Origin of the sequence: Paenibacillus taichungensis, from assembly GCF_050994985.1 — a bacterium.
In the GTDB taxonomy this organism is placed as follows: domain Bacteria; phylum Bacillota; class Bacilli; order Paenibacillales; family Paenibacillaceae; genus Paenibacillus; species Paenibacillus taichungensis.
The window spans coordinates 1,971,337-1,983,758 of sequence record NZ_CP194720.1; the positions used below are offsets into that span (position 1 = coordinate 1,971,337).

Below are 12,422 nucleotides of genomic sequence, written 5' to 3' on the forward strand. Positions count from 1 at the left end.
AAATCAATGGTTGTAAAAAAATGGTTAGGTGCTTTGCTTTTTATTCTGGCGACCATCCTGTTTACAGGCTGCTCACTCGAAACGGTTTCATTTAACGGCTCATCTCAAGAGAATGCAGCTCTAACGCAATTTGATGAAGTAGCCAAGTATATTTCGGAGCATAATGAACTTCCGGACAATTATATAACCAAGAAAGAAGCTAGAGAATTAGGATGGGAGCCTAGCAAAGGTAATTTGGAAAAAGTGGCCCCAGGCAAAAGCATCGGCGGTGACGTTTTTCAAAATCGAGAAGGGCTGTTGCCCAAGAAAAAGGGAAGAACTTGGTACGAAGCAGATATTAACTATTCGGGAGGAACGCGGGGGAGTGATCGGATTTTATACTCCAATGATGGATTAATCTATAAAACAACGGATCATTACCGTACGTTTGAGCAAATCGAATAGGGAAAAGGTGATCATATGAAGACAGTAGTCATCAATGGAAAGGACATTCATGGAAAAGAAGGATTACATGACGTCCTTCAATCCAGTCTTGGATTAGGTCAAACCTATGGGCGGAATTTGGACGCATTATGGGATTGCCTGACTGGATTTCTCCCTATGCCACTTACCATTCAGTGGATTGATTTCGATGCAAGCCGAAAGTCTCTTGGAGAGTATGCAGATCAATTGCTGGACCTGATGCATGAAGCGGAAGAAGAAATGGAAGGATTTACACTGGAGTTAATAAAATAATTTCCTGCTGCAGGACAAGAAGATGGACCCATCAAAAGTCGCTATTTTAGCGGCTTTTTGTTTTATCGAATGAGGCTGAAGTGATACAAGAATATGAAATCAATAGATGAGTTGGATGAATTCATTTCAATTCATTCAATTCAGGGAAAAACCTATATAGAATATTGGAGCGAGCCGCTTTCGGCTGGCTTTGTTTACTGCGCCTCGTACCTGTTTTATTCAATTGAAGTTAAAGGATAAATAAAAGAGGGAAGTGAAAGTCCCGTCATTTAACGATTGGAGTACTCAAGATTTTAGATGAAATAGCTATAAGCTGTGATCGCTCCGTCTCGCTAAAACCTGCTAATAATGCCTCAATCTGGCGCTCAATCTCAACACCGACCACTAACGATCAGATCGGCTTCGAAAATTGTTTTGGATTCAAATTGGTTCTGTTGCTGGACCGACAGCCGCTATCCCTTCCGTCGCACTTCGATCTGCTAACCTAGATCAGCGCCAGCATGATTCTGAAGCGATTGGTAAATAATATAATTTAAAACCAAGGGAGAATAACTGGCATGCATCGTAAGCAAAATTTAAAAATGAAAAAAGTAGATTTGTCACATTTAGAACAATATAGTCAGCTGTTACGCTATGTATTTCAGGTTACTCATAATGATCTTCACAAACATGGCTGGAAAGAAAGCGAAATTCTCCATGAAAAATCACCTGTCTTACAACAAGCAGATGTACTTGGATGGTTCGATGGAGAAAAACTTATTTCTCAGGTATCCATATATCCATTTGAGGTTCGGATTTTTAACCAAACTTATGCTATGGGTGGCGTTACTGGTGTGGGAACTTTCCCTGAATATTCGGGTCAAGGTTTAATGAATAAACTCCTGCTGCAAGCTCTCACCAATATGCGTGAACAGGAACAATCCATTTCTTACTTGTATCCTTACTCCATACCGTATTATCGCCGTAAAGGATGGGAGATTATATCTGATAAAATCGTGTTTGAGGTTCAAGACTTCCAATTACCCAAAAACAAACCTGTTCCTGGCGATGTGGCACGTGTAGAACCCGACAGCGAAGATGTGAAAGTGGCTTATGAACGCTTTTCGATGCAAACCCATGGAGCGATGCTGCGGAAAGAACTGGCGTGGAGTGAGTATTGGCGGTGGGATTCAGATGATTTAACTGCAGCTGTCTATTATGGAGAAGACGGTCAACCGGATGGATATATTTTATATTGGATTGAAGAAGAAGTGTTCCACGTCAAAGATATGATCTTCATTCATGAAGAGGCACGAAGTGGGCTGTGGAATTTCATTAGTGCGCATTTTTCAATGATATCTAAAGTGGTAGGCAATATTCATACCGATGAACAGCTTGCCTTTTTGCTGGAAGATGCTGATATTAAGGAAACCATTTCGCCTTACTTTATGGCACGGATCGTGGACATTGAGCAATTTATCTCGAAATATCCGTTCAAACCCGCAGCGATGGATAGAGAATGGACCTTTACTTTGCAAGATCCGTTGCTTTCATGGAATCAAGGCACATTTACTCTACAAATTGAACCGAATGGAAGCGGAAGAGTAATTCGGAGTCAAAATCGACGTAGTGAAGACAGCATAAGTATCCAAACCATGACGACCATGTTGTTAGGTTATAAGCGTCCTGAGTATCTGCATAAGATTGGCCGGATTAAATGTGATCCAGAAACGCTTGATTTGTTAGAAGATGCTATTGAGCAGCAGGCACCTTACTTTTCGGATTACTTTTAATATTCAAAGTTGTGCTCAGCATTCCTTGATTAATGGTGAATTAGCAATATCTAGTTCTTCGTCTGAAGATCTGTGTTTAAAGTTAAAACAACCAGTATTGATGTATCAATACTGGTTGTTTTTTATTTCCATTCCATGATGTTTCATTAAATCAGACTGGATATACTCATAAATTGTAGCAAGTTTAAGAAGGTACGACCATCTCTGCGAGTGTATCCGCCAACCTTTGTTTTGCTTTTTCCGATGCGGCAGTCAGCGGCAGACGCAGTTTTGCAGAGGCAATCAGCTGTTGCTGAGCAAGCCACCATTTGATCGAGGCTGGAGCAGGCTCTGCAAACACGTCACTAATCAGTGGCTGCAGCTGCTTAAAGCTGTCTCTTGACGCATTCACGTCACCAGATACAAAGCGTTGATACACGTCCACATACCGTTGGGTATGAATATTAGCAGATGCTACCATCCCGCCTGCAGCACCTTGACATAGCATCGCATGGAAATATGCATCCTCGCCGCAAAGTACAGGCTTCGTCTCATGTTGGGTTAGCGCCAGCAGCAGATCCAAACCGCCAGTGCTGTCCTTCAGGCCAATAACCCCGTCCAGATCCATGACTTTTCTCATCGTATCCAAGGTCATGCGACTACCGGTTCGAGCCGGAATCTCATAAACTAGGATTGGCAATCCTGTCCGGGACGCGTTGGAGAAATGCTCTAGAATTCCTTCTTGCGTCGGTCTGTTGTAATAAGGAGTGACCACCAGAGCAGCATCTGCTCCCAATTCAGCGGCCATTTCGGTCCGATGAACCGTCGAATAGGTATCATTGGTTCCTGTTCCCACAACGAGGGGGATGGTTTTGTTCAGACTGATCAAAATCTCTTTCGTTACTTCCACCATCTGCTTTACTTCATCCCAGGAAACAGTCGGAGATTCTCCGGTCGTGCCATTTACGACCAATCCCTGAATGTCGTGTTTGGCAAGATGGGTAACATATTTGCGATACGATTCAATGTCGAGTTTGTTATCATCCGAAAAAGGGGCAATTACCGGTATATAAATTCCTTGAACATGTTGTTCATTCATCATAATCAACTACCTCTTCCCGTTATATTGAAACTAATGTAACATAGGAATCAGCATCACAGTTACCTATAACAAATGATAGTTGTCATCAATATTTTCGATGAGGTGAGCAAGTTGGATTTAATCTATCTTCAGACGTTCAGAGAGGTCGCAATTCGTGAGAGCTTCACCAGAGCCGCAGAGGTGCTGGGTTATGCACAATCCAGTGTTACTACGCAAATTCAGAAGCTGGAAAAAGCATATCAAGTCAAACTGTTTGAACGCTATAGCAATAACAAGATTCGTCTGACTTCTGCCGGGGAAGAGCTGTTCAAGCTTGCCGGACAGATGTTGGAATTGTTTGAGCAGTCCAAGGAAAAAATGGCGAAGCAGGGTGGTGGCTCCTTAACGATCGGTACGATGGATTCTATCGCTTCTTACTTTTTACCTCCATATATGCAAGCCACCCGTAAGGAATACCCGGATCTGAACATACGACTGCATACGAACCGTGAGGGGTTAATTTTGCATCAGGTCAGGGAAGGTGAAGCCGATATCGGACTTATTCTCGCAGATGATTCGAGCGATCCGGCTTTGCAGTGGATTACCATTCGCCAAGAACCGCTTTTGCTGATCGTCCATCCACAGCATCCGCTGATCGCCAAAACGCAGATTGAATTGAAGGATCTAAAGGATATGGAATGGATCATGCCTGAAGATACCTGCAATTACAGGCAGCTGCTTGAAAGAGTCCTTCGCGCGAATTCAATCCCTTATCGGATCGGTCTGGAACTTGGCAATCCGGAAGCGATCAAAAGAAGCATTAAGTCAGGGGAGGGCATTTCGATTTTGCCGCAAATGGCTGTAATGGAAGAAATCGAGCGGGGAGAGTTGAAAGCCTTACCCCTTGAACATGCAGAGCTCCAACTCGAAATACAGCTCGTCCTTCATCCGAAGAAGTGGGTATCCAACGCACTGCATGATTTTATGGAAAGCTTGAAAAAGTAAAAAGTTGCAGTTATCTCATTAGCCAACTACAGGATAAATATGTTAATATAAGATCCCATAAAATCAGCGAGCCACATCAAACGGGCTCGCTGATTTATATTAGATCGCCCAATAAAGGAGGTGCCATATGAGTTCCATTCTAAACGTTATAGAAAAGCTGAAGTTGAATGTCTTGAATATTGAAGATGTTCCGGAATCATATAGTTCTGATGTATTTAAACTTACTCTTGTTAGTGGAGAAGATGTATATGTGAAGATTCCATTTAACAAGGATAAGCTGTTTCGCGAATTTCAGGTGCTTGAAATATTGAAGGACGTCATACCTGTTCCTAAGGTATTGGACATTTGGTGTGGGGATGAAAGTAATACTGGAGCATTACTTCTCTCTGCAATTCAAGGGGTTCCTTGTACAGAACATATGGATGAGAAGCTATCTTTTCAAATGGGTGTGTATCATGCGATGCTCCATGAGGTAAAAACACCAGGATACGGTTACCATTCAACCGACGGATTTAAATTTCTTGACCAAAATAATTGGCGACTACATATCAAAAACAATTTCGAAAAGTGGAAAGAGCCCTGCAAAGAGCTCCTCGAACCAGCATTGTATGAACGATGTATTCTTCATTTTGATGGCGTGTTCTCTGCTTTACCAGATCCTGACGGACCCTGTTTTGTACATATGGATTTTCGACCTGGCAATATATTGGTGAATGGTAACAGGGTTACTGGCATTATTGATTTTGAGAGTGCCCGGGGCGGCTCCTCTGAAATAGACTTTACTAAAATCAATAGATATATTTGGGAAGTAAACCCGAGAACGAAGTCCCCGTATTTCGAAGGTTACCAAACCATTCGGAACATGTTAAATCTCGAAATCATATTGCCATTCTATAATTTCTATGATGCTTTCGGTGCCGTTGTTTGGTGTAAAAACAGAGGAGTTGAAAGAAATCAATCGTTCCTTCAGGAAAGTATAGAAGTATTGAAGAAATCAGTCAGTTACTGATTACTATTGGCTTTTTCCTAAACTGAATGAATCCATTCGGAAATGTCATTGATCACGTTCTTATCTACATGTTGCGCAACTTTGTACTCTTTTTTCATTTTTAATATTTCTCCATAAACAGCTGGCATAAATAAATGATTTAGGTGGGGATAAAGTTTAAACGTAACGTTAGGCCTTTCTCCCAATAAGTCTTTGTAAACCTTAAAATCTTTTTCTACGGATACATGAAAATCTTGATCTCCCTGCAAAATGAGTACGGGTTTATCTAATACGTTAAGGTAATTAATGGATGGATGTTCTCCCATCTCTTTGAAGTAGAAGGCTCTAGAATATTTCCCCAAAACCACATTTGATTTCGCTTCTTCATCACTTAATGTATAAATTTTATCAAACTTAGTTGATAGTGTTGCTATTTGTTTTTTCGCAATCATTTTCAAAAACATATTTAATGAGTCTAAAACATCGTTGTTTTGATCCATCAAAATCTCTTCTAACTTCCGTGGGGACCCACCCATAATGATGATACCAGCAAAATGGCCGCCTTCTGCATCAATTCGTGGAGCTAACATCCCGCCTAAACTATGACCTATAATGAATATTTGGTTGGTATCAATACGTGGATCTTTGCGCAATAAATCTGCTGCGAGGATAGCATCTTCAATCGTTTCTTCCATAGGAGCGACTAACTATTATTCATGAGATGGTCCGAAGTAATTAGAAATATGCTATACTGGCAACGTAAAAGGGAGGTGCTTTACTGATGGAGAATCTGTTAAGATTGTCTGTGACTTGCTTCACTTGTGCAAAGCCAGTATTGGAGAAGCGTTACTTTGCATGGGGCTAAATCTTTTCTAACGCTAAATAAGCTTTTCTAATATTTTGGCTTTGCACCTTATTTTCAAAAATAAGGAGTGAAGCAAAGTGAAATATACAAACGCTAAGAAAATATTACCCGAAAAGTTAATTATAATGATTCAAGAGTATGTCCAGGGAGAAACGATTTACATTCCGAAACAGGAAAAGGAATATAATCATTGGGGAAGTTTGAGTGGTGGAAGGCAATGGTTAGATCACCGAAATGCCACTATTAGACAATCTTTTAAGAATAATAGCAGTGTTGAGCAGCTTGCTAAGGACTACTTTCTCTCTATCGAAACCATTAAGAAAATTGTTTATTCCAAAAATAAGTAGTACACGCACTGATGAAGAAATTCATCAGTGTTTTTTTATGTCAAAAACGATTCTAACTTATTGTTTTCATTTAATTAGCTTATTGCGCTCTTTACAATAGGATTAGGCAGAAGAGGAGTCGAGACGGTGAGAGAAAGTGTAACTTTTGATTTGAATTCGAATCGGGAATACTGGACCATTGGAGAGAAAGCAGCACTTCATTGAACATGATTAAGAAAGCGAGGAAACGGTAAATATGAATGAACCAACAAGCAGAAGCAAACATCTGATCGATCAGGAGATAATAAGTGCGATTGATTTAATACCAACCACCGATCTTTCCGCTGCCACACTATTGGAAGCACGGAAAAGTCAAACAAACATGATGCAGCAAATCGATGTAACGCAGCTGTTTCCAGTCACATTCGAAGAAAGGGTAGTGCCAAGTTATTTTGGCGGTCCTGATATTCGTATAGAAATTATTAAACCCCGCCAACCAAAGTATAGTAAGATGCCGTTATATTATTCGATTCACGGTGGGGGAATGGTTATGGGCAGTCCGGTCGGTGAACGTCAAGGCAATGCGGCACTGGCTGTGCAACATGGTTTTTGCTGTGTATCGGTTTACTATCGGCTAGCGCCAGAACATATTCAGCCAAGTCAATTACAGGATTGTTATTCCGGCTTGAAATGGTGTATCGAACATGCCGAGGAATTAGGGATAGATACTAAGAAAGTTGCACTTGCTGGTAGCAGTGCTGGTGGTGGATTAGCGGCGGGGTTAGCTCTGTACATTCGCGACCAGAAGGAATTCGACATCCATCATCTAAGATTGCGCAGCCCAATGCTTGATGACCGTACAAGTATTTTGCCAGACCATCCTTATGCCGGCGAGTTTGTTTGGACCAAAAAAAGCAATTATTTCGGCTGGAAATCAGTCTTAGGTCAGGAACCCGGACAAGAGGAAACAAATGAGTATTACGTGCCAGCGCGTGCCAAATCTCTTGCCGGTTTACCACCCACTTATATGAGCATAGGCAGCGTTGATTTGTTTATAGACGAAACCTTATTATTTGCCAAACAACTTGCCTTTGACGGTGTATTGATCGAATTGCAAGTACTTCCTGGATATCATCATTTGGCTCCAATGTTTCCGACTGCACATTTTTCTCAAATAGGTGCCACCTCTAGTGAGTATGCCTTGTTGAAAGCTCTGGAGTTACTTTGACTATGAGTCTAATTTAGAAGTGGCATCGGTGCAGAGACAGCAGTGTGTCAAACAGTACAGATGACACAAGTTATAGTGTTGAAAGATAAAAGTCGCATCGATGCGGCTTTTTTTGTTTTGTCGTGAGGCAAGGACCTAACCTTTAGCTGTCCAACCATAGTTTAGATAATTGTGCATATCAGATTTGTAACTTGTGTATTTAAATTTGCTTGAATCCTTGCTAAACTTTATTTTGATAATGAGAATCATTATTACTTAGAGTGACTCGATTTTGAGCGGGAGGGCTTTCTAGGAACAAACAATGATAAGAACTAAGAAAGGTTGGTAGAAATGACTTCAAACAGACAACTATGTATTGGATTGTCCTTGAATGCAACATGGAATAAAGGTGACGGTTGGCGGCACCCGGATAGCGGAGTGGAGCAGACAGGAACCATTGACTATTATATTCATTGGGCAAAAATGGCGGAGAACGCTAAGCTAGATTTTCTTTTCAGAGCTGATTATCTGTATATTAGCCCGCAGATGTTAGGCGATTCTTCTAATTTCGGTAGCCCAGATCCTACTTTGTTTTTTGCAGCAATAGCTCGTGAAACCAATCGGATCGGACTCGTTACGACCATTTCTACCACGTTTAATCCGCCTTATGTTGTTGCCCGTCAGCTTCAATCCTTGAACTGGCTAAGCAATGGTCGTGCCGGCTGGAATATTGTCACTTCTATTGAAGGCGCCGAAAATTTCGGAAATTCACCAATGCCATCACCGGAAGAGCGGTATGCGAAGGCAATCGAATTTACCGATGTGGTGTGCAAGCTTTGGGATAGTTTTCCGAATGATGCTATTGTTATCGACCGTGAGTCAGGCATATTTTCTGATAAGGAAAAAGTAACTGCTATTCATCATACCGGTGAATTTTTCAATGTAAAAGGGCCACTTACTTTACCTTCTCATCCAGCGGGAACCATTCCTCTGTTTCAAGCCGGTGCTTCGGATATTGGCCGGAATTTTGCCTCATCCGTAGCGGATGCTATTTTTGCGGCGATGCCGGATCTTGAGTCGGGCGTGGAATTGCGAAGTGATTTGAGAAAACGAGCTGTAGAACAAGGGCGTGATCCGAACACGATTAAAGTTTTGCCGGGTTTATATTTTTTCCTGGCTGATACGCACGAAGAAGCGCTTGAATTACATAAGGCTGCTCATGCCCATTTAAGTCTTGAGCGCAGACATGCCTCTCTGCAATCGTTGATGGGGCTTGATTTAAGCGGTTTCCCCTTGGATCAACACGTAACCGAGGATATGCTACCTGATCCTGATCAGGCTGTTCGCAGCCGCACACATGCCGAACTGTTGCGCCGATATATTACCAAATACCAGCCTACAGTGAAAGATATTCTGAATCGGCCGGAGGTTGTCGGATCTGCTCACTGGGTATCTGTGGGAACAGCCGAGACCGTAATGAATGATATTATTGAGCGGGTTGAGGCTGGTGCTATTGATGGATTCATTGCCCTGCCAGGCGGTGCAGAAAAATCGATGGAAATATTTTTTGATAAGCTGATTCCGAAGTTGGTTGAAAGAGGACTGTTCAGAAGTGAATATACCGGGGAAACATTGCGCGATCATTTAGGGAATTCATAAAACATTGTATACACAGTAATTGGGGAGGACATATGAAAAGACTAACTGGATTGATTTTAACTGTAATTATACTTGCAGGGGGGATACTGGCTGGGTGCTCCGAAACGCCCGTTGCAGTTACTCCTGAGGCCAGCAAGATCGAGGGTGAAGCATGGCCAAGAACCATTGCGGATGCCAGCGATAATGGGGTGGTGCTTGAGCAACGACCAGAGCGTATAGCGGTGCTGCATCCCTTATATTTAGATTACTTTTTTGCTCTGAATACGCCTCCAATCGCATCAATAAGCGCGGTGGAGGCGATGGAGAAGTTTGCTACTTTACAGCCTTACGCCGGGTCTGCTGATATTATTGATTTGGGTAGCGACTCAGCGAATTTGGAAAAGATTATTGAGGCCCGGCCTGATGTGATTGTAACCTTTAAGGGATCTGTGGATACCATTTATGATGAGTTGAACAAGATTGCTCCTGTCATTTTGATCGACTACACCGATACCTGGGAAAAAACAACCATGCTTCTCGCTGAAGTTGTTGGAAAAGAAAAGCATGCAGAACAATTAATTAAGGAAACCCAAGAAATGATAACAAAAACGAAAGATCAGCTAGGTACTCTTGAGGATAAGACCTTTGCCTTGTTGCGGGTTGATGGAAAAGCCAATTTTAATGCTCAAGGATCTAAAAATACAATGTACTATAATCAAACTGCAGGCTTTGGATTGTTGGCACCGAAGGGATATCCTGAGGGTGGTGAGGCGCTTACGCTGGAGGGGCTATACGACATGAATCCCGATTATATTATTATCCAGCATGATATTGATGTTGCAAAGGCAGCTGTGAAGGAAAAGGAATCTTCAAAGGTATGGAACTCACTGGAGGCCGTAAAAAACAACCATGTTCTTATATTTGATAACTCTCTCAATAGTGCAAGTGTCCTGGCTGTCCGTTTGGCATCAGAGTATTTTCTGAAATTGGCTGAACAATAAAATTTATACAAAAATCCGATTGCTGATACTGAACGCAATCGGATTTTTGTATGTCAGGAGCAAAAGCATAATTTAAACCTGCACCACAGCATGCTGTTTCTTAGCCAAGATAGAAGGCAGAACAGTCAGCAGCCTTTCGCGAGTTATAGGATCGTCATAGTTCCAGCTGGCCTCCACCACATGGACTTTACTGGGTGCCAAGTTTAAAACTAAGGTTAACAGCGGGCTCGGAGCGTTTAATTGCATCTCCTCTTTGGGTACCAGTACAAAGTTACGGCCGGCGGTGTAATGTCTGATTTCGTTGTGCCTGATTTGTATCCAGGGCTTTTTATCTTCAATGAGACGATGGACTGGCAGGGAGGGACGGAAGCCGAGGGCTTCATACAAAGTAGCCGCAAATCCGGTTTTCCCCATAACATAAACGTTCGTACCAAGCAGCAGATAGACGGTTGCATACTCACCTGCGGCATACTGGTCTTCCAGCTGTCGCCGTATTTGCCTCATACGGTTCTCGTATCGATTAATCCATTGCTCGGCTGCTTTGTCACGGTCAAAAAGGCTGGCAATGTAACGAAGACGCTCATAGGTGCTGTTTGTTTCATAATATACAATCGTTGGTGCAATGGCGTCCAACTCGGGGAGCTGCTGCTCGCAATAATTGCCTAGCAGCATAAGATCCGGCTTCAGCGGTGAGACTTGCTCCGGTGCCGCTCGCAGCCCAATATCAGAAATGTTCTGTAGCCTGTTTCTGTATATGACTTGTGATTTCATAGTCGCAATTCCTGCTCCGACGGGGCAAATGCCGAGGGCAAGCAATTCACCGAGGGTATTTGTACCAGTTGCCACTACACGCGTCGTCACTTCCGGAAGACGAATCTGCCTACCAAGCGAGTCGGTTACCGTTCGCCTTCTGGAACGCAGCTGGGTATTGGCATACTCGCGTGGAGGAGAGCCAGTCAGTTGCTGAAAGCGACGGCTGAAATAATATTCATCCTTAAAGCCGACTTGACGGGATATTTCGCGCAAGGGCTCAGTGGAACTGATCAGCATCCGCTTGGCGTGTTTGACCCGCAGTTCTGTAATATAATCGGTCGGCTTCTTGCCAGCGATAGCCTTGAACAGTTTGCTATATTTCCAGCGGACCATTCCGGCCATTTCGGCCAACTGCTCCACAGTCAAATCTTCGTTGTAGTGCTGCTCTATGTAGCTTAGCGTACGTTGTACTGCTTTTTCATTATGGACTGGGGAAGAGGAGGTTTGCTCCAATTGGGCCATCATGCCGAGCACCAGTTGCAATCTTGCCTGTAGAATAGCCAACAGTGGAGGGGGGACAGGGCTGCTTTGCACAGGTTGGAACGATGCCAAGTCCTCGTTCCCTAATACGCTTTTTAATGTGGAAAAAGGCAGACTATAAGGATAGCTTGGTATGAGGGGTGGGCTTGCGACATGACGCAGGACCAGTCCTTCCACTTCAAAAGCCTGAAAAGTAAACCGAATCACCCTCGCTTGCTCACAGGTCCCTTCCAGGCAGAAGGTTTGCTGCGGCAGTAGCAGTATACAACTGCCTTGCCGCAAATCTTGGGCGATATTGTTGATATGCAGGCGAACGCCCCGATCCAGTGCGATGAGCAGCGTGCAGCAATCGGCACCGATGTTCTCCGCTGGTATACTTGGGCTGTTGGATTCCGACAGCCGGGCAAGCTGAAGCAGTTCATACTGCTGCAGTTGAATGTAAAGGGAAGCCATTCGCATTCGAGAGCCCTCCCATCTAAATGATAATAATTCTCAACTTCAATAGTGTATCATATTTTTTTGCTTCACAGAC

The 12,422-nt window shown here is 43.0% G+C and carries 12 protein-coding genes; 9 read left to right on the plus strand and 3 right to left on the minus strand.

Annotation, left to right across the window (positions count from 1 at the left end):
• Positions 1–6: 6 nt before the first annotated feature.
• From ACR1R9_RS09130 to ACR1R9_RS09140, 3 genes are all read left to right on the plus strand, one after another.
• A complete protein-coding gene (locus tag ACR1R9_RS09130; protein WP_433921274.1) occupies positions 7–444 on the plus strand; it encodes a ribonuclease in 438 nt (145 codons plus the stop codon).
• 15 nt (positions 445–459) lie between these two features.
• Positions 460–735 (plus strand): barstar family protein, encoded by a 276-nt coding sequence (locus ACR1R9_RS09135; protein WP_326067641.1) that lies wholly within the window; start codon positions 460–462, stop codon positions 733–735.
• A 557-nt stretch (positions 736–1,292) separates the two neighbouring features.
• The gene (locus ACR1R9_RS09140; protein WP_099856135.1) at positions 1,293–2,507 is read left to right on the plus strand and encodes a GNAT family N-acetyltransferase; all 1,215 of its coding nucleotides are present in this window, start codon (positions 1,293–1,295) and stop codon (positions 2,505–2,507) included.
• A 184-nt stretch (positions 2,508–2,691) separates the two neighbouring features.
• Here the strand turns inward: ACR1R9_RS09140 and dapA are convergent, their stop codons facing one another.
• Complete coding sequence (dapA, locus tag ACR1R9_RS09145) at positions 2,692–3,588, minus strand: 4-hydroxy-tetrahydrodipicolinate synthase (RefSeq protein WP_076289230.1); 897 nt, start codon at positions 3,586–3,588, stop codon at positions 2,692–2,694.
• Between the two features lie 111 nt (positions 3,589–3,699).
• Here dapA and ACR1R9_RS09150 point away from each other — a divergent pair, with 111 nt between their 5' ends.
• A complete protein-coding gene (locus ACR1R9_RS09150) occupies positions 3,700–4,572 on the plus strand; it encodes a LysR family transcriptional regulator (protein ID WP_076289231.1) in 873 nt (290 codons plus the stop codon).
• 127 nt (positions 4,573–4,699) lie between these two features.
• The gene (locus ACR1R9_RS09155) at positions 4,700–5,581 is read left to right on the plus strand and encodes a phosphotransferase family protein (protein WP_433921273.1); all 882 of its coding nucleotides are present in this window, start codon (positions 4,700–4,702) and stop codon (positions 5,579–5,581) included.
• 17 nt (positions 5,582–5,598) lie between these two features.
• Here the strand turns inward: ACR1R9_RS09155 and ACR1R9_RS09160 are convergent, their stop codons facing one another.
• A complete protein-coding gene (locus ACR1R9_RS09160; protein WP_083678898.1) occupies positions 5,599–6,255 on the minus strand; it encodes a serine aminopeptidase domain-containing protein in 657 nt (218 codons plus the stop codon).
• A 247-nt stretch (positions 6,256–6,502) separates the two neighbouring features.
• Here ACR1R9_RS09160 and ACR1R9_RS09165 point away from each other — a divergent pair, with 247 nt between their 5' ends.
• From ACR1R9_RS09165 to ACR1R9_RS09180, 4 genes are all read left to right on the plus strand, one after another.
• Positions 6,503–6,772 (plus strand): CD3324 family protein, encoded by a 270-nt coding sequence (locus ACR1R9_RS09165; RefSeq protein WP_076289233.1) that lies wholly within the window; start codon positions 6,503–6,505, stop codon positions 6,770–6,772.
• Between the two features lie 235 nt (positions 6,773–7,007).
• On the plus strand, positions 7,008–7,979 hold the full coding sequence (locus ACR1R9_RS09170; RefSeq protein ID WP_433921272.1) for an alpha/beta hydrolase fold domain-containing protein: 972 nt from the start codon (positions 7,008–7,010) through the stop codon (positions 7,977–7,979).
• Between the two features lie 330 nt (positions 7,980–8,309).
• Positions 8,310–9,617: an NtaA/DmoA family FMN-dependent monooxygenase gene (locus ACR1R9_RS09175; protein WP_433921271.1), complete on the plus strand. Its 1,308-nt coding sequence runs from the start codon at positions 8,310–8,312 to the stop codon at positions 9,615–9,617.
• A gap of 32 nt (positions 9,618–9,649) precedes the next feature.
• Positions 9,650–10,597: an ABC transporter substrate-binding protein gene (locus ACR1R9_RS09180; RefSeq protein ID WP_433921270.1), complete on the plus strand. Its 948-nt coding sequence runs from the start codon at positions 9,650–9,652 to the stop codon at positions 10,595–10,597.
• Between the two features lie 72 nt (positions 10,598–10,669).
• On the opposite strand, the gene ACR1R9_RS09185 is transcribed toward ACR1R9_RS09180, so the two are convergent.
• Positions 10,670–12,349 carry a helix-turn-helix domain-containing protein gene (locus ACR1R9_RS09185; RefSeq protein ID WP_175382293.1) on the minus strand — a complete coding sequence of 560 codons (1,680 nt, stop codon included), beginning with the start codon at positions 12,347–12,349 and terminating at the stop codon, positions 10,670–10,672.
• Positions 12,350–12,422 lie beyond the last annotated feature (73 nt).